The organism is Sphingobium yanoikuyae (genome assembly GCF_034424525.1).
GTDB lineage: Bacteria > Pseudomonadota > Alphaproteobacteria > Sphingomonadales > Sphingomonadaceae > Sphingobium > Sphingobium yanoikuyae.
In genome coordinates this window covers 1,330,822-1,348,339 of the sequence record NZ_CP139979.1, presented here as the reverse complement: position 1 = coordinate 1,348,339, position 17,518 = coordinate 1,330,822, and the positions used below count along the sequence as shown (strand labels likewise).

Below are 17,518 nucleotides of genomic sequence, written 5' to 3'. Positions count from 1 at the left end.
GACTCGACCTTTGGTTCACATCCGTCCGGTACGCAGCGCGCGTGCCCAGTCGGGACGCCCCCGCGCATCGGCGGTGGCGGCCGCGCGTTCGACATCATAGGCGACCAGGACGATCTCCGCGTGCCAGCCGTCGGCCATCCGCTCGACCAGCCCATAGCGCGCCTCGGGCGATCCGGTCTCCACCTTGTGCGGCCAGGGCCGGTCATCGTCATAGGCCGGCAGGCCCACGCTGCCCGGATTGACGACCAGCCCGCCATCGGCGCGACGATGGATGCGCGGCACATGGGTATGGCCGCACAGGATCAGCGGCGCGACAACGCCCCCTGCCCGCGCCTCGACCTCCACCTCGGTCGCGGCGCGTAAGCCGCTCGGCTCGACCGTTTCCAGCCAATAATCGATGTCGCTGCCCGGCGTGCCATGGACCATGAGCAGCTCGTCCGTCAGCCACAGCGTCTCGGGCAAGGCCGCGATCCAGTCGCGATGGCGCAGCGCCAGCAGATCATGGGTCGCCCGGTCCGACGCGCCCATCCGGTCGGGCGCCAGCGTCAGCAATTGCCGCTCATGATTGCCCCGGATCGTCGGCATATCCAACGCCATCAGCCGATCGGCGGTCTCGCAGGGGAAGAGCGGCCCCGACAGGATGTCACCGAGATTGACACATAGATCGACATTGCGCGCAGCCACGTCCGCCAGCACGACGTCGAGCGCGTCGATATTGCCGTGAATGTCGGAAAGAACCGCAATCTTCACCTAGCGCTTGTCCCGCTGCAATCGCGCCCCACATCAGGCCCGCACCTGACCTTACGGCAAGGCCATGTCGGCGGAAACCGACCATTTCAGGCTTGCACTTTACGTAAACGTAAATACATTCAGGGCCACTTCCGGTGCGCCAAAAGCCGCCAACGGAGAGGGAAAAGGAACCATGGAAGCCTATATCTACGACGCCGTCCGCACGCCCCGTGGCCGGGGCAAGAGCGACGGTTCGCTCCACGACATCACCCCCATCCAGCTTGCGACGCAGATGCTCGAAGCGGTGCGCGACCGCACCCAGATCGACACAGCCGACGTCGACGACGTGATCCTGGGCTGCGTCAGCCCGGTCGGCGAACAGGGCGCGGACATCGCGCGCGTCGCCGTGCTGAACGCCGATTATGCCCAGACCGTGCCGGGCGTGCAGATCAACCGTTTCTGCGCATCGGGCCTGGAAGCGGTCAACATGGCCGCGGCCAAGGTCTATTCGGGCGAAGCGATGTTCGCGATCGGCGGCGGCGTCGAATCGATGAGCCGCGTGCCGATGGCATCGGACGGCGGCGCCTGGGCAATGGACCCGGCGGTCGCCTACAAGACCTATTTCGCGCCCCAGGGCATCGGCGCCGACGTGATCGCCACCAAGTTCGGCATCAGCCGCGACGATGTCGACGCCTATGCCGTCGAGAGCCAGCGCCGCGCCAAGGCCGCCTGGGACGAAGGCCGTTTCAAGAAATCGATCGTGCCGGTCCGCGACGTGATCGGCGGCATCGCGCTCGACCATGACGAACATATGCGCCCCGACGCGACGATGCAGTCGCTCGGCAGCCTGAAGCCCAGCTTCCAGGCGCTTGGCGAAGACATGCCCGGCTTCGACACGGTCGCCCTGCTGCGCTATCCCGAGCTGGAAAAGGTCAACCATGTCCATCACGCCGGCAACAGCAGCGGCATCGTCGACGGCGCCGCCGCCGTGCTGGTCGGCAACAAGGAAATTGGCGAGAAATACGGCCTGAAGCCGCGCGCCAGGATCAAGGCGATGGCCTCGATCGGTTCGGAACCGCTGATCATGCTGACCGGCCCGGAATTTGTCGCCGGCAAGCTGCTGGCCCGTGCCGGCATGACCACCGCCGACATCGACCTGTGGGAACTGAACGAAGCCTTTGCCTCGGTCGTGCTCCGCTACATGCAGGCGATGAACCTCGACCACAGCAAGATCAACGTCAATGGCGGCGCGATCGCCATGGGCCATCCGCTGGGCGCCACCGGCGCCATGGTGCTGGGCACTGCGCTCGATGAGCTGGAACGCTCGGGCAAGGGCACCGCGCTCATCAACCTGTGCGTCGGCGCGGGCATGGGCACCGGCATCATCATCGAGCGCGTTTGAAACAAGTATAAGACCCGTTCGTGCTGAGTAGGGACTGAGCCTGTCGAAGTCCCGTATCGAAGCATCCTTCGATACGCCATTTCGACTTCGCTCAATGCCCGTCCTGAGCGCCTGCCTTGGCAGGCAGTCGAAGGGGCTACTCAGGACGAACGGGGTTTGGGAAAGGTAGCCATACCAATGAACACCATCGCATTCGACATCGATGCCGACGGCATCGCCACCCTGACGATCGACGTGCCCGGCCAGTCGATGAACGTCATCGGCCCCGACTTCCTGGCTGATCTGGACGCCGCCATCACCCGCATCGCGTCGGAAGAGGGCATCAAGGGCGCGGTCATCGCATCAGGCAAGGACAGCGGCTTCATGGCCGGCATGGACCTGAAATATTTCGGGTCGATGCTCGCCAGCGCCGATGGACAGCACCCTGCCCCCACCGCGATCTTCGACAATGTGTTCGTGCTGAACCAGCTGTTTCGTCGCCTGGAAACCGCCGGCAAGCCGGTCGCCTGCGCGATCGAGGGCACCTGCGTCGGCGGCGGCTTCGAACTGGCGCTGGCCTGCCATCGCCGCTTCGTGGGTGACAGCCCCAAGACCCAGCTCGGCCTGCCCGAAATCCTGATCGGCCTGTTCCCCGGCGGCGGCGGATCGCAGCGCCTGCCGCGCATCATGGGCGTGCAGGCGTCGCTGATGTACATGCTGCAGGGCAAGCTGTTCCGCCCGGCCGAAGCGGCGATGCTGAAGGTCGTCGACGGCGTGGTGCCGCAGGGCACGGCGCTCGAAGCCGCCAAGGCATGGGTCAAGGCGAACCCGACCGCCAACACCCAGCCCTGGGACGTCAAGGGCTTCAAGGTTCCGGGCGGCGCCGGCGGCTTCAACCCCGCCTTCGTCCAGACCATGGCCGGCGCCCTGCCGATGACGCTCAAGCAGACCCAGCGCAACATGAACGCGCCGATCGCCCTGCTTTCGGCCGTCTATGAAGGCATCACCCTGCCGATGGACCGCGCGATCCGGATCGAGAGCAAATATTTCGCGAAGGTCGCTGCCGATCCGCAGGCGTCGAACATGATCCGCACCCTGTTCGTCAACAAGCAGGCGGCCGAGCGCGGCGCACGTCGTCCCAAGGACGAGCCCAAGGCGCCGACGACCAAGCTCGCCATGCTGGGTGCCGGCATGATGGGCGCGGGCATCGCCACCGTCGCGGCGCAGGCCGGGATGGACGTGGTGCTGTTCGACCGCGACCAGGCTTATGCCGAGAAGGGCAAGGCCCATGTCGAGGCGGTGCTGGCCAAGCGCCTGGGCCGTGGCATGACGCCCGAGAAGATGGCCGCCACCCTGGCCCGCGTCACCCCGACCACCGACTATGCCGCGCTCGCCGGCGCCGACTTCGTGATCGAAGCGGTGTTCGAGGATGTCGCGATCAAGGCGGAAGTGACCAAGCAGGTCGAAGCCGTGCTGGGCGCCGACACCATCTTCGGTTCCAACACCTCGACCCTACCGATCACCAAGCTGGCCAATGCCTGGTCCAAGCCCGAGAATTTCATCGGCGTCCACTTCTTCTCGCCAGTCGAGAAGATGCCGCTGGTCGAGATCATCCTGGGTGAAAAGACCGGCCCGGCCGCGATCGCCAAGGCGCTCGACTTCGTTGCCCAGATCAAGAAGACCCCGATCGTCGTCCATGACAGCCGCGGCTTCTACACCTCGCGCAGCTTCGGCACCTATGTGCAGGAAGGCGCGGAACTGGTCGGCGAAGGCATCAACCCGGCGCTGATCGAAAATGCCGGCAAGCAGCTTGGCATGCCGACCGGCCCGCTGGCCGTCAGCGACGAAGTGTCGATCGAACTGGGCGTCAAGATCATGACCGCCGCCAAGAAGGAGCTGGGCGACGCCTATGTTCCCCAGGGGTCGGACGACATCATGCTCAAGATGGTCGAGGCCGATCGCCTGGGTCGCAAGAATGGCAAGGGCTGGTACGATTATCCCGAAGGCGGCAAGAAACATCTCTCGCCGGTGCTGGGCGATCTGTTCCCGCGCGCTGACGCCCAGCCGGACGTCGAGGAAGTCAAGGAACGGCTCCTCTATCGCCAGCTGATCGAATGCGCCCGCTGCTTCGAGGAAGGCGTGCTGGAAACGCCGGAAGATGGCGATATCGGCGCGATCTTCGGCTGGGGCTTCGCGCCTTACACCGGCGGTCCGTTCAGCCATATGGACACGGTCGGCATCGCCCATGTCGTGGCCGTGCTGGACCGGCTGGCCGCCGCCCATGGCCCGCGCTTCGCCCCCACGGCGCAGCTGCGGGAAATGGCCGCCAACGGCGCGACCTTCTATCGCCCCGTTCCGTCTCGCGCTGCAGCATGAGCGATTTGTAAATCGTAACGCTTCTGTATTAGGTCTCCCCGGACATATTCGGGGAGACCTTTTTCTTATGAGCAAGCCAACGGTTCTGGTCACGGGCGGCGCCGGCTATATCGGCAGCCATGCGGTGCTGGCGCTGAAGGATGCCGGCTATGGCGTGGTGGTGATCGACAATCTGGTCACCGGCTTCCGCTGGGCCGTGCCGCAGGACGTCCCCTTCGTGCAGGGCGACATTGCCGACCAGGCGCTGGTACAGGCGACGCTGCGCGAACATGGCGTCCAGGCGATCATGCATTTCGCCGGATCGGTGGTGGTGCCGGAATCGGTCGAGAACCCGCTCAAATATTATAACAATAACAGCGCCAAGACCCGAGACCTGCTGGAGAGCGTTGTCGCCGTGGGCGTGCCCCATTTCATCTTCTCCTCGACCGCCGCCACCTATGGCATACCGGAGGAAAGCCCGGTCAGGGAAACGACGCCGCAGCGGCCGATCAATCCCTATGGCATGTCGAAGCTGATGACCGAATATATGCTGCGCGACGTAGCCGCCGCCCACGCCATGAACTTCTGCGCGCTGCGCTATTTCAACGTCGCCGGCGCCGATCCGCAGGGCCGCACCGGCCAGTCGACGGCCGGCGCCACCCACCTGATCAAGGTCGCGGTCGAGGCGGCGCTGGGCAAGCGCAGCCATGTCAGCGTCTTCGGCACCGATTTCGCCACGCCCGACGGCACCGGCGTGCGCGACTATATCCATGTCAGTGATCTCGCCGCGGCCCATGTGCTGGCACTCGAAGCGCTGATCGCCCATCCCGATCGCAATTACATGCTCAATTGCGGCTATGGCCGGGGCTTCTCCGTGCTCGAAGTGCTGGACGCGGTCGATCGGGTCACCAACATGACGATCGAGCGCCGGCTGGAAGGGCGCCGTGCGGGCGATCCCGATGCGCTGATTTCCGACAATAGCGCGCTGATGGCGGAATTTCCCTGGCAGCCGCGTTATGCCGATCTCGGCCAGATCGTCGACCATGCGCTCGCCTGGGAACGCAAGCTCAGCGATATCCAGAAGGCATGAGCGAAGCCAGCGTTCGCGCCTTCTTCGCCGTGCAGGCGCCCGATGTCGCGATCATCGACCAGGGCGTCAGCACCGCGACGGTGATCGAGGCAGCAGCCGCGCTGGGCGTCGAACCCGCCCGCATCGCCAAAACGCTGTCGCTGCGCGTCGGCGAAACGGTCGTGCTGGTCTGCGCCCGCGGCGACGCCCGCCTGTCCAATGGTAAGGCGAAGGCGGCGCTGGGCGCCAAGCCGCGCATGCTGGGCGCGCATGAGGTGGAGGAGATTACCGGCCATCCGGTCGGCGGCGTCTGCCCCTTCGGCCTCGCCAGCGCCCTGCCCGTCTATTGCGATGTCTCGCTGCAGGCGTTCGACACCGTGTTTCCGGCGGCCGGATCGCGCACCGCTTCGGTCGAACTGACGCCCGACCGGCTTGCCGCCTTGACCGGGGCGCAATGGATCGACATCTGCACCCTTCCCGAAATCGTCGAGTGAGAGCCATGCAGACCGAACATATCTTTGCTACCGGCGCACAGGCTGCCACCGATATCGCCGCCCGCATCGCCACCCTGTTGTCGGATGCGATCACCGAACGCGGAGTCGCGACGCTGGCCGTCTCGGGCGGTCGTTCGCCCCGCCCGGTGCTGGAAGCGCTGTCGAAGGTGCCGCTCGACTGGACCAAATTGATCGTCACTTTGGTCGATGAACGCTGGGTCGATCCGGTCAGCGCCGACAGCAACGAGCGGCTGGTGCGCGAAACCCTGCTTCAGGGCCCGGCCGCCGCCGCTCGCTTCGTGCCGATGAAGAACAGCGCCGCCGACGCCTATGCCGGCCAGAGCGCGGTCGAGGCGGACTTTGCCGCCCTGCCCTGGCCGTTCGACATCATCCTGCTCGGCATGGGCGATGACGGCCATACCGCCTCGCTCTTTCCGCAGGGCAAGGAACTGGCCGAAGGGCTTTCCAGCCCAGCTTACACCATCGCCGCCACCCCGCCGGTCGCGCCGCATCAGCGCCTGTCGCTGACCGCCCACGCGATCCTGCAAAGTCGCCACATCTTCCTGCAGATCGGCGGCGCGGGCAAGAAGGCGGTCTATGACCAGGCGCTGGCCAGCGGTCCGGTCGAAGAACTGCCGATCCGCCTCGCTCTGCTGCAGGACAAGGTGCCGGTCGAGGTGTGGATCGCGGAATCCTAAAAACATCCTCCCCTGCAAGGGGAGGGGGACCATTTGCCCAGCAAATGGTGGAGGGGTATCCCGTTTGCGATAGCCCCCCCTCCGTCACGCGCTTCGCGCGCGCCACCTCCCCTTGCAGGGGAGGATCATCGGTCCCGTACCTTATGCTTCGAGATCAGATAGCGCCACACGCCAACCGCGTTGATCGCCAGCAGCGCGACATTCTGCCAGCCGATGCCCTCGCTGTGCTTGTCGAGAAAGCCCCAGCCGATCAGCGCGATCGAACTGGTGACGAACAGCACGAAGGCCCAGCCGGTAATCCGCCGCCCCAGGTTCAGCGACACCACCAGCGCCGCGAGGGTGGCGGCCCCAGCACCATAATATTGCAGGGCGGTGAGCAGCGCCTGGTTCATGCCAGACAGAACGTAGCGGCCATGGACATGGTTGCCCGCACAGAATAGGCACCCGGCATGATTGCCCAGATCGATCCCTTCCACGCCATCGCCATCAGCCGCGAAGCCCATGCCCTCAAGGCTGCGGGCCGTTCCATCCTGCACATGGAATTCGGCCAGCCCTCGACCGGGGCGCCCGCCGCCGCGATCGCGCTGGCGCATGAAGTGCTCGACACCGACCCGATGGGCTATTGGGAAAGTCCGACGCTCAAGGAGCGGATCGCCCGCCTCTATGCCGATCGGCATAATGTCGCCGTCGATCCCGAACAGATACTGCTGACCTGCGGCGCGTCGCCCGGCCTGGTGCTGGCATTGACCAGCCTGTTCGCGCCCGGCGCCCGCGTCGCCACCGCACGGCCGGGCTATGTCGCCTATCGTAATACGCTCAAGGCCCTCTATCTGGAGCCGGTCGAGATCGCCTGCGGTCCGGCCGAACGCTATCAGATCAGCGCCGATGCGCTGGCCGCAATCGAGCCAGCGCCAGACGGGCTGATCCTCGCCAGCCCGGCCAACCCGACCGGCACGATCATCCCCGCCGACGAACTGGCAGCGATCGCCAAAGTGTGCGCGACACGCGGCATCCGCATCATCTCCGACGAAATCTATCATGGCCTCAGCTTCGGCGAACCCGCGCATTCGATGCTGGAATTCGCCCCCGATGCGGTGATCGTGAACAGCTTCTCCAAATATTTCAGCATGGCCGGCTGGCGGCTGGGCTGGATCGTCGTGCCCGCCGACCTGATCGACGCGGCGCGGGCGCGGATGGGCAATCTGTTCCTGACACCGCCGGTGCTGGCGCAGCAGGCAGGGCTGGCCGCCTTCGACTGCACCGACGAGCTTGAGGGGCATGTCGATACCTATCGCCGCAACCGGCAATTGCTGCTCGACGCCCTGCCCGCGCTCGGCCTCGCCAGCATCGCCCCGCCCGATGGCGCCTTCTATATCTATGCCGATATCAGCCATCTCACCAATGACAGCCTGGCCTTCTGCCAGAAGCTGCTGCGCGAAACCGGCGTCGCCACCGCACCGGGGATCGATTTCGATCCGGTCGACGGCCACCGCTTCATCCGCTTCAGCTTCGCCGTCTCGACCGACCGGGTCGAGGATGCGATCGCACGGATGATCCCCTGGTTCCAGGCGCAGCCGGGCCGCTGAAAAAAGAAATGAGCTAACGGACCCGAAAGGGTCCGCAAGGCCAAAGGCTGTCCGAGCTTATGCGAGGGAAGCCAAGCGGGCGGATGCCCGCGCCGGCGTCTGAGGCCAATCAAATAGTGGTGCGGGCGGTCGGAATCGAACCGACACTCCTTGCGGAACCGGATTTTGAGTCCGGCGCGTCTACCAGTTTCACCACGCCCGCATCTGATCGTGGAAGGGGGCACCTAGCAGGTCATGAACCGGCTGCAAAGCCCCCAAAATCACTCCCGCAACAAAGCCGCCAGGCAGGCGAAACAAGGGCCTAGCGGCGGGCGCGCAGCCGGGCGCGCAGAGTGAGGCCGTAGCCGATCGTCACGGCCATCCCCACCGCCACCGCGATGCAGCCGCCGACGACCGCCACCGCTATCGGCGCGAACGCCCAGAAGCCGGCATAGACGATGCCGCTGAGCGCCATCGACCAGCCGCCGACCCGTGCCACCTGCCGCGCGCAGGCGTCAGGCAGGAAAGCCTTGGGCATGCGATTGCCATACCAGGCGATCATCAACCCGTTGGCGCCGATCACCAGCCGCGTGACCATGTCGCTGTCCAGCCAGTCGAGCTTGCGCCCCTGACTGGCGGCCAGCGCCAGCAGCAGGATACCGCCGCCCCAAAGCAGGCCCGCCTTCAATTCCCTGTCCATCCTGCCTTCTCCCGATGCTGATCCGGCGCCTCCACGCCGATGCCGAACGACTGGGCAAAGCCCAGCAGCGCCTCTTCCAGCACCGACAGCTTGAGATGATAGATGACCGACTTGCCGGCCTTTTCGGCATGGACCAGGTCGGCCTCCTTCAGCACCGCGAAATGCGCCGACATGGTCGGTTTGGAGACATCGAACTGGTCGCTCAGTTCACCCGCGCTCATCGGCCCCTGGCGCAGCAATTGCAGCACCCGGCGACGGGTCGGATCGGACAAGGCGCGGAAGACCTGGCTCATGATGAGATAATTAGCTAAACATCGAAATGAGTCAAGCGGCCATGATGATCGCCGTGGCGCTGCCGCGCCGGCTGCGATAGGGAGCGACCAAAGTTTCCTTCAATCCAGGCAGAGACATGGCCCGCAAATATTCCAAACATGGCCCCTATGAAGATGTGCATCGCGAGGAAGCGGAAGCGCCGCCCCCGCCGCCCTGCTGGCTGTGCGGGCGTCCAACGGGCACGACCATCGTGTGGCACCATCCCGTTCCCAAGAGCCGGGGTGGCCGCGATGTCGTGCCGATGCACGGCATCTGCCAGCAGACGCTGATCGCCAATTTCACCAATAGCGAACTGCAGCGCCACGGCCTGGATGTCGACGCGCTGCTCGCCCATCCGCCGATCCGCAAGTTCGTCGACTGGGTGGCGAACAAGGATCCCGATTTCACCGCGACCATCACCAAGAAGCAGCGCTGATCGAAGTCAGCGCTGCCGCCTGATCGGCCAGTCGGTCAGAACAGCCCCGGCACCTCGCGCTGGGCCGGATTGGGCCGCTGTGGCGCCAGCAATTCGCGCGGGGCGGACACCGGCGACGTCACCGCCTTGCGACTGAGCGTCGCCACCGCACCGCCGATCGGCGTGCAGCTGCGCCCGGCGATGAAGTCCAGCGCCTGTCGGACCGACGCTTCGCGTGGGTCGCCCAGCGGATAGCTGATATCGTCCCAGGCCTGGCAACTGGCCTTCACGCTGCTCGCCAGCCCGTCATAATAATCGGCATTGCCCGCGCCATTCTGGGTGGCGAAGGCCACCACCCGCAACCGGTCGTCACAGGCTTCGCGATCGATCGCGATCTGCCCGACCGGCTTGCCATAGGTGTTGGCGCCGATCAGCCCGGCCTGCGGCCCCAGAAAGGGGATGAAGGCGTTGATGACCAGTTCGCTTGCCGATGCCGTCCCGCCGCTGCCGATGAAGGCGATGCGCGTGGGCGCCACCGATTGCGCCAGCGGCTCGAAATTATAGGTCTCGTTCTCCGCGCTCTTTTCCGGGCGGAAGGTCATGCGGGTGAAGACGTCGGTCGGCGCCCGGTTCGCGCCCATCAGATCGCCCAGCAGCTTGGCCGTCGACACCAGGCCGCCACCATTATAGCGCAGGTCGAGGATGATGTCGGTCACGCCCTGCGCCTTGAAACCGGCAAAGGCATCGCGCAGCGGCTGTTCGGCCGACAGGATGAAGGTGCGCAGATTGACATAGCCGACACGGCGGCCGCCATCGTCGATCACCCGCGCGCCATAGCGGTTCGATACCGGCATCAGGTCGAAGTCGCGCTTGGTCACCGATACCGTGCGGGTGCTGTTCGCGTCGGCGATGCGCAGCAGCCGGGTCGTGCCGGCGCTATCAGGCCCCATCGCATCGGCCACGGCATCGGCGCCGCCCGACGCGAATAGCGACGACACGCTGCGCATGTTGGTGATGCTGGTGCCGATCTCCAATATCTCCGCGCCGCGATCGATGCCGGCGGCCAGCGCCGGGCCGTTCTCGAACGATTCGATGACGAACAGGCGGGTACCCCCGCTGTCGGTCGCGAAGCGCAGGCCGAAGCCGGCGCTCGACCCCGACTGATAATAGGCATTCTCCGCCTTGATGGAGGTGAGATAGGTGAAATAGCGATCCCGCCGCTGCGACCGCGCACCCTGTGTCAGCGCGTCGATATAGCTGTCGACGCTGGCATAGCCGGCCGGGCTGAGCGCGGACGGCAGGGTTTCGGGGAAAAGATACCATTCCTTGAGCGTCGCCGCCGCCCAATCCTGCCGCTCCCGCAGCGAACAGGTGGCGGTCGGCGTGGGCGTGGGCGTCACCGTCGGCGGCGCAGTGCCCGCACTGTCCGACCCGCCACCACCACAAGCCGCCAACATCGCCAGCCCACCCGCCAGCAACGCCAGGCGCGCAACCCCATGCTTCATCATTATCCCCCCCAAAGACCGCAGACGGGATAAGCCGCGCACCGCAGCACGGCAAGACAGCATTGAAACAAAAGAGCTTTCCGCGCCGTCAACCAACCGCCCCGGCAACGCCTTCAGCCCCCTGCCCTTGACTTCCCATGCCCCCATATCGATATGGCCGGAGAAAATGTAACATTATATCATTTAGGAAAAATCATGCCCCATTGCGAAGCGCCGGAACGCGATCCGGCCGGCCGCCCCCGCTCCTGGCTGGACGGCTTCGCCATCTGCGCCTCCGCGCTCTGCACCGTCCATTGCCTTGGCCTGCCGCTGCTCTTCGCCTTGCTGCCGACCATCGCCGCCCGGATCGATGCGGGCGAATCCTTCCACCTGCTGATGCTCGCCATCGCCGTGCCGACCAGCCTGTTCGCGCTGCTGCAGGGCTGGCGCCGCCACCGCGCCGCGCTGCCGCTCGGCATCGGCCTGGCTGGCCTGTTGCTGATGGCGGTGGGCGCGCTGCTGGCCCGCACCCCGTTGAGCGAAGCGATCTGGACCGTCGGCGGCAGCGCCCTGCTGGCCGGGGCGCACATCCTCAACTGGCGCCGGGGCCTGCGCACCGCCTGCTGACCGACGCCATAGACCGCCCCGCCTTCCCGCGAGTCGTTCGCAGTTGCAGCATCATTTTCCTGCCTATAGCCTGCTTGCGTAACGAAGCATGGCCGGTATAAGAGCCGCATCGTGCAGATATAGATAACTAACGGAGAAGGACTGTCCTTTGACCGAACCGTCTGCCACGTTCCTGTTGTTCGGTGCCACCGGCGATCTTGCCCGGCGCATGATTTTCCCATCGCTCTACAATCTTCTGTCGGACGGGCTGCTGCCCGACGACTTCCTGATCATCGCATCGGCCCGCACCGAAATGGATGACGAGGCCTTTCGCGAGGAAGTCTGCGCGGCGCTCAAGCAGTTCCTGCCGGCCGACCGCTATGATGCCGACATCGCTGCGCGTTTCCGCGCGATGATCCTCTATCAGCCGGTCGATTCCAGCAATGGCGCGCATTTCGCCGAACTGGCCGAGCGCGTCGATGGGCGCCTGGAACGCGGCATTTCCGTCTATCTCTCCACCCCGCCCTCGCTGTTCGGCCCGACCGCCCAGGGGCTGGCCGACGCCGGCCTGCTGACGCCCAGGACGCGGATCGCGATGGAAAAGCCGATCGGCAAGGATCTCGCCTCCTCCAAGGTGGTGAACGACAGCATCGGCCACCTGTTCGCTGAAGAACAGATTTTCCGCGTCGACCATTATCTGGGCAAGGAAACCGTCCAGAACCTGCTGGCGCTCCGCTTCGGCAATGTCATGTTCGAACCGCTGTGGAACGCCACCGCGATCGACCATGTCCAGATCACCGTCGCCGAAACCGTGGGCCTCGAAGGCCGCGTCTCCTATTATGACGGCGTCGGCGCGCTGCGCGACATGGTGCAGAACCATATCCTGCAGATCCTTTCCATCCTGACGATGGAGCCGCCCGCCCGCATGGACCCCACGGCCGTGCGCGACGAGAAGGTCAAGGCGCTGCGCTCGCTGCGTCCGATGACGGCGGAAACGGTCAAGACCCACAGCGTGCGCGGCCAATATACGCCCGGCGCCGTCGGCGGCCAGATCGTCACCGGCTATGCCGACGAACTGGGCCAGCCGTCCGACACCGAAACCTTCGTCGCGCTGAAGGCGCATATCGACAATTGGCGCTGGCAGGGCGTCCCCTTCTACCTGCGCACCGGCAAGCGGCTGCCCGCGCGCCAGTCGGAAATCATGATCCAGTTCAAGCCGGTGCGCCATTCGATCTTCGGCCGTGACGGGCAGCATTCGGGTGGGGGCTCGGGGCTGGAACCGAACACGCTGGTGATCCGCCTGCAACCGGAAGAATATATCCGCCTGACCATCATGTCGAAGCGGCCGGGACTGGAGCGGCAGGTGCAGCTGGAGGAAGTGACGCTCGACGTGTCACTGACCGCCGCCTTTGCCGGCCAGCGTCGCCGCATCGCCTATGAACGACTGATCCTGGACCTGCTCGCCGGCGACCAGACCCTGTTCGTCCGCCGCGACGAGGTGGAAGCCCAATGGGCCTGGATCGATTCCATCATCGACGGATGGAAGGAGGCGCACATGAAGGTGTCGACCTATTCCTCCGGGAACTGGGGGCCGTCCTCGGCCATTGCCCTAATCGAACGCGACGGAGCCAGCTGGCATGACTGATCTTCACCCCGTGATCGCCAAGGTCACAGAACGCATCACCGAGCGCAGTGCGGCGACGCGCCTCAAATATCTCGACCTGATCGAGCGGGGTCGTGACGCGGGCACCAACCGTGCCCAGCTGTCCTGCGGCAACCTCGCCCATGGCTTTGCCGCGAGTGGCGAGGACAAGGCTGTCATCCGCACCGGCCGGGCGATGAACATCGGCATCATCACCGCCTATAATGACATGCTCTCGGCCCATCAGCCCTATGGCCGCTACCCCGAGCAGATCAAGATCGCCGCGCGCGAGATCGGCGCTACGGCGCAGGTAGCGGGCGGCGTGCCCGCCATGTGCGACGGCGTGACCCAGGGCCAGGCCGGCATGGACCTCTCGCTGTTCAGCCGCGACACCATCGCCCTGTCGACCGCCGTGTCGCTCAGCCATGCGATGTTCGAAGGCAATCTGATGCTCGGCATCTGCGACAAGATCGTGCCGGGCCTGCTGATCGGCGCGCTGCGTTTCGGCCATCTGCCGACCATCCTGATCCCCGCCGGGCCGATGCCCTCGGGCCTCGCCAACAAGGAAAAGGTCCGCATCCGCCAGCTCTATGCCGAGGGGAAGGTCGGTCGCGACGAACTGCTGGAAAGCGAAAGCGCCTCCTATCATGGTGCGGGCACCTGCACCTTCTATGGCACCGCCAATAGCAACCAGATGATGATGGAAGTCATGGGCCTGCACATGCCCGGCGCCGCCTTCGTCAATCCGGGCACCAAGCTGCGCAGCGAACTGACCCGCGCGGCCACCCATCGCATCGCCGACATCGGCTGGGACGGCAACGACTATCGCCCGCTCGGCCACTGCATCGATGAAAAGGCGATCGTCAACGCCATCATCGGCCTGATGGCCACCGGCGGTTCGACCAACCATGCGATCCATCTGCCCGCCATCGCGCGCGCGGCCGGCATCCATATCGACTGGACCGACTTTGCCGAACTGTCGGACGTGGTGCCGCTGCTGGCGCGCGTCTATCCCAATGGCTCGGGCGACGTGAACCATTTCCACGCGGCGGGCGGCATGGCCGTCATCATCCGCGAACTGCTCGACGCCGGCCTGCTCCATCGCGACATCATGACCGTCGCGCGCCAGGATCTGACCGATTATGGCAAGGAACCGGTGCTGCAGGATGATGCGCTGGTCTGGCAGGATGTCCCCGCCAGCCGCGACGAGGCGATGCTGCGCCCGGCCTCCAACCCGTTCCAGGCCGATGGCGGCATGAAGCTGCTCCAGGGCAATCTTGGCCGCTGCGTGATGAAGGTCAGCGCGGTCGACAAGGAACGCTGGACGATCGAGGCGCCGGCCGCGATCTTCCACGATCAGGACGATGTGCTGCGCGCCTTCAAGGCGGGCGAACTGGAACGCGACGTCGTCGTTGTCGTCCGCTTCCAGGGCCCGCGTGCCAACGGCATGCCCGAACTGCACAAGCTGACCCCGGCGCTGGGCGTGCTGCAGGATCGCGGTTTCAAGGTCGCGCTGCTGACCGACGGCCGCATGTCGGGCGCATCGGGCAAGGTCCCCGCCGCCATCCATCTGTCGCCCGAGGCGCTGGGTGGTGGCCCGATCGGCAAGCTGCGCGATGGCGACATCGTCCGCGTCTGCGCGGAAAGCGGCCAGGTCGAGGCGCTGGTCGATGCCGCCACCTGGGACGCGCGCGACATTCCCGCCGCCCCGCCGCCGCCCTATGACACCGGCCGCGAACTGTTCGCGCTGTTCCGCCACAATAGCGACCTTGCCGAACAGGGCGCTTCCCCGATCCTCGCCGCGATGGACGCCGAACTCGCGATATAAGCACAGCCATTCGTGCCGGCGCACTCGGATGCGCTGGCGCGAATGTCCGGAGAGAGAGACAAATGACCGACATCATCGCCGCTGACATTGGCGGCACCAATGCGCGCTTCACCCGCGCCTCGCTGGATGACAAGGGCGTGCCGACACTGGGCACCGTCCGCAAATACAAGGTCGCCGACTATCCCAGCCTCCAGGCCTGCTGGGGCGCGTTCGTCGAAGACGAAAGCAAGGATAGCGACACCCCGTTGCCCGATGCCGCCTCTATCGCCTTCGCCACCGCCATCGGCCGCGAGGTCATCAAGCTGACCAACAGCAACTGGGTGATCCGCGCCGACACGCTGGCCGAAGATCTGGGCCTGCGCACCGTGCGCCTGGTCAATGATTTCGAGGCGGTGGCCCATGCCGTCTCGCGCCTGCCCGACGAAAATCTGCCCCTGCTGTTCGGTGAGGATCGTCCCTTCCCGCGCGACGGCGGCGTCACCGTGGTCGGTCCCGGCACCGGCCTTGGCGTCGCGATGATCGCCTATGACGATGGCCATCCCCATGTCATTGCGACCGAAGGCGGCCATCTCGACTTCGCCCCGCTCGACCAGATCGAGGTGAAGATCCTCGACTATCTGCGCGACAAGTTCCTGCGCGTCTCGACCGAGCGGATCGTGTCGGGTCCGGGCCTCAACTATATCTACAAGGCGCTCGCCACCATCGGCCATGACCGGGTCATGCTGATGGAAGACCCCGAATTGTGGCAGGCCGCGCTCGACGGCAGCGACGAGTTCGCCCGCCGCGCGCTTGACCGCTTCTGCCTCTGCTATGGCTCGGTCGCGGGTGATCTGGCACTGGCGCATGGCCCCCATGCGGTGGTACTGGCCGGCGGCCTCACCCAGCGGATGAAGGATTTTCTCGAACAGAGCGGCTTCCACGCCCGCTTCAAGGCCAAGGGCCGGTTCGAGAGCCTGATGGCGACCGTGCCGATCCGCTGCGCGATCCATGAAGAAATCGGCCTGTTCGGCGCTGCCGCGGCCTTTAGGGAGAAGAATGCATGAGCTTGACCGTCGAACAGGTGATGGAACTGGCCCCGGTTATCCCGGTGCTGGTGGTCGATCGGGTCGAGGATGCGCTCCCCATTGCCCAGGCGCTGGTGAAGGGCGGCCTGCCCGCGCTTGAAGTCACGCTGCGCACCCCCGCCGCGCTCGACGTCATCCGCGAGATGGCCAAGGTCGAGGGCGCGGTCGTCGGCGCCGGCACGGTGCTGAACCCGGCCCAGCTCGACGCCGCGATGGAAGCGGGCGCCCGCTTCATCGTCAGCCCCGGCCTCACCGAACCGCTGGGCAAGGCCGCGATCGCCGCCAACATCCCGTTCCTGCCCGGCACCGCTACCGCCGGTGACATCATGCGCGGCATGGACATGGGCCTGTCCCACTTCAAATTCTTCCCGGCGGAAACCTCGGGTGGTCTTCCGGCGCTCAAGGCGCTGGCCGCGCCGCTGCACACCGCCCGCTTCTGCCCGACCGGCGGCATCACCGCCCAGAGCGCGCCCGAATGGCTGGCTCAGCCCTTCATCAAATGCGTCGGCGGCAGCTGGGTCGTGCCCAAGGGGCCGATCGATCCCGCAGTGATCGAGGCACTGGCGCGCGAAGCCGCCGCCCTGCCGCGCTAAATCTATCGCGCGGGACCGGACAAACCCCCATTGCACGCCTTCCGGTCCCGCCCTAGATGCAGATCATGATCACGCGCCGCTTCCTTCCCACCATCGCCCTGATCCTGTCGGGCTGCGCTGGCGCGCATGAAGGCTATCCCTCGCTTGCCAAGCGCCCGGTCGAAAGCGCGCCGATGGCCGAGGCGACTGCCGCCCCGCTTCCCGTGCCGGCCGACGACAAGCTCAAGGCCCAGATCAGCCAGCTCACCAGCCAGGCGCAGAGCGGCGGCGCCAATTTCGACAAGGCCTATGCCAGCGCCGACCGCGCCGTAAACAGCGCCGGTCGGGCATCGGTATCGAGCGACGCCTGGGTCGCGGCGCAGGTCGCGATCAGCGCCGCCGAATCCGCCCGCAACGACAGCGTCTCCGCCCTCGCCAGCCTCGACACCCTGTTCATCGAACGCTCCAACGCGGTCGCCGATGGATCGGAAAAGGGCGGCGTCGCGGATATCGACGCGGCACGCGCCAGCGTCCTGTCGATGGTCGACAGCCAGAATGACCGCATCGACGCGCTGAAGAACCGCCTGCCCCAGCCCTGACCGGA

18 protein-coding genes and 1 tRNA gene are annotated in these 17,518 nt (G+C 65.8%); 13 read left to right on the top strand and 6 right to left on the bottom strand.

The genetic code is table 11. From position 1 onward, the window contains the following. Nucleotides 1-15: 15 nt before the first annotated feature. Nucleotides 16-750 (bottom strand): metallophosphoesterase family protein, encoded by a 735-nt coding sequence (locus U0025_RS06230; RefSeq protein ID WP_004212051.1) that lies wholly within the window; start codon nt 748-750, stop codon nt 16-18. A gap of 172 nt (nt 751-922) precedes the next feature. Between U0025_RS06230 and U0025_RS06225 the strand changes: the two genes are divergently transcribed. From U0025_RS06225 to pgl, 5 genes are all read left to right on the top strand, one after another. After that, nucleotides 923-2,131, top strand: coding sequence for an acetyl-CoA C-acetyltransferase (locus U0025_RS06225; protein ID WP_004212050.1), 1,209 nt, complete (start codon nt 923-925; stop codon nt 2,129-2,131). Between the two features lie 177 nt (nt 2,132-2,308). Further along, nucleotides 2,309-4,486: a 3-hydroxyacyl-CoA dehydrogenase NAD-binding domain-containing protein gene (locus tag U0025_RS06220; RefSeq protein ID WP_004212049.1), complete on the top strand. Its 2,178-nt coding sequence runs from the start codon at nt 2,309-2,311 to the stop codon at nt 4,484-4,486. A gap of 67 nt (nt 4,487-4,553) precedes the next feature. Continuing rightward, complete coding sequence (gene galE, locus U0025_RS06215; protein ID WP_004212048.1) at nt 4,554-5,555, top strand: UDP-glucose 4-epimerase GalE; 1,002 nt, start codon at nt 4,554-4,556, stop codon at nt 5,553-5,555. Next, on the top strand, nt 5,552-6,028 hold the full coding sequence (locus tag U0025_RS06210; RefSeq protein ID WP_004212046.1) for a YbaK/EbsC family protein: 477 nt from the start codon (nt 5,552-5,554) through the stop codon (nt 6,026-6,028). The genes galE and U0025_RS06210 overlap by 4 nt, the downstream gene beginning before the upstream one ends. A 5-nt stretch (nt 6,029-6,033) precedes the next feature. Further along, complete coding sequence (gene pgl, locus U0025_RS06205) at nt 6,034-6,726, top strand: 6-phosphogluconolactonase (protein ID WP_004212045.1); 693 nt, start codon at nt 6,034-6,036, stop codon at nt 6,724-6,726. Between the two features lie 125 nt (nt 6,727-6,851). Here the strand turns inward: pgl and U0025_RS06200 are convergent, their stop codons facing one another. Continuing rightward, nucleotides 6,852-7,118 carry a hypothetical protein gene (locus U0025_RS06200; RefSeq protein ID WP_004212043.1) on the bottom strand — a complete coding sequence of 89 codons (267 nt, stop codon included), beginning with the start codon at nt 7,116-7,118 and terminating at the stop codon, nt 6,852-6,854. Nucleotides 7,119-7,175: 57 nt separating this feature from the next. Here U0025_RS06200 and U0025_RS06195 point away from each other — a divergent pair, with 57 nt between their 5' ends. Next, a complete protein-coding gene (locus tag U0025_RS06195; protein WP_004212042.1) occupies nt 7,176-8,312 on the top strand; it encodes a pyridoxal phosphate-dependent aminotransferase in 1,137 nt (378 codons plus the stop codon). A gap of 117 nt (nt 8,313-8,429) precedes the next feature. Here U0025_RS06195 and U0025_RS06190 read toward each other — a convergent pair. The 3 genes from U0025_RS06190 to U0025_RS06180 all read right to left on the bottom strand — a co-directional run bounded on the left by U0025_RS06190 (nt 8,430) and on the right by U0025_RS06180 (nt 9,284). Continuing rightward, nucleotides 8,430-8,514 (bottom strand) — tRNA-Leu (locus tag U0025_RS06190). A gap of 99 nt (nt 8,515-8,613) precedes the next feature. Next, complete coding sequence (locus U0025_RS06185) at nt 8,614-8,991, bottom strand: hypothetical protein (RefSeq protein ID WP_004212040.1); 378 nt, start codon at nt 8,989-8,991, stop codon at nt 8,614-8,616. Beyond that, nucleotides 8,976-9,284, bottom strand: coding sequence for an autorepressor SdpR family transcription factor (locus tag U0025_RS06180; protein WP_004212039.1), 309 nt, complete (start codon nt 9,282-9,284; stop codon nt 8,976-8,978). Before U0025_RS06180 ends, U0025_RS06185 begins: the two co-directional genes overlap by 16 nt. A gap of 116 nt (nt 9,285-9,400) precedes the next feature. Here U0025_RS06180 and U0025_RS06175 point away from each other — a divergent pair, with 116 nt between their 5' ends. Next, nucleotides 9,401-9,739, top strand: coding sequence for a hypothetical protein (locus U0025_RS06175; RefSeq protein ID WP_004212037.1), 339 nt, complete (start codon nt 9,401-9,403; stop codon nt 9,737-9,739). 35 nt (nt 9,740-9,774) lie between these two features. On the opposite strand, the gene U0025_RS06170 is transcribed toward U0025_RS06175, so the two are convergent. Continuing rightward, nucleotides 9,775-11,226, bottom strand: coding sequence for a S41 family peptidase (locus U0025_RS06170; protein WP_037491353.1), 1,452 nt, complete (start codon nt 11,224-11,226; stop codon nt 9,775-9,777). 192 nt (nt 11,227-11,418) lie between these two features. On the opposite strand from U0025_RS06170, the gene U0025_RS06165 reads away from it, so the two are divergent. The 6 genes from U0025_RS06165 (at nt 11,419) to U0025_RS06140 (ending at nt 17,513) form a co-directional block, all read left to right on the top strand. Continuing rightward, nucleotides 11,419-11,829: a MerC domain-containing protein gene (locus tag U0025_RS06165; RefSeq protein WP_004212034.1), complete on the top strand. Its 411-nt coding sequence runs from the start codon at nt 11,419-11,421 to the stop codon at nt 11,827-11,829. 148 nt (nt 11,830-11,977) lie between these two features. Further along, complete coding sequence (zwf, locus tag U0025_RS06160; RefSeq protein ID WP_004212033.1) at nt 11,978-13,453, top strand: glucose-6-phosphate dehydrogenase; 1,476 nt, start codon at nt 11,978-11,980, stop codon at nt 13,451-13,453. After that, nucleotides 13,446-15,278 (top strand): phosphogluconate dehydratase, encoded by a 1,833-nt coding sequence (gene edd, locus U0025_RS06155; RefSeq protein WP_004212032.1) that lies wholly within the window; start codon nt 13,446-13,448, stop codon nt 15,276-15,278. Before zwf ends, edd begins: the two co-directional genes overlap by 8 nt. Before the next feature lie 62 nt (nt 15,279-15,340). Further along, the gene (gene glk, locus U0025_RS06150; protein ID WP_004212031.1) at nt 15,341-16,321 is read left to right on the top strand and encodes a glucokinase; all 981 of its coding nucleotides are present in this window, start codon (nt 15,341-15,343) and stop codon (nt 16,319-16,321) included. Continuing rightward, a complete protein-coding gene (gene eda / locus U0025_RS06145) occupies nt 16,318-16,935 on the top strand; it encodes a bifunctional 4-hydroxy-2-oxoglutarate aldolase/2-dehydro-3-deoxy-phosphogluconate aldolase (protein ID WP_004212030.1) in 618 nt (205 codons plus the stop codon). Before glk ends, eda begins: the two co-directional genes overlap by 4 nt. Before the next feature lie 56 nt (nt 16,936-16,991). Continuing rightward, entirely contained in the window at nt 16,992-17,513 is a 522-nt protein-coding gene (locus tag U0025_RS06140) for a hypothetical protein (protein WP_004212029.1), read from the top strand. Nucleotides 17,514-17,518 lie beyond the last annotated feature (5 nt).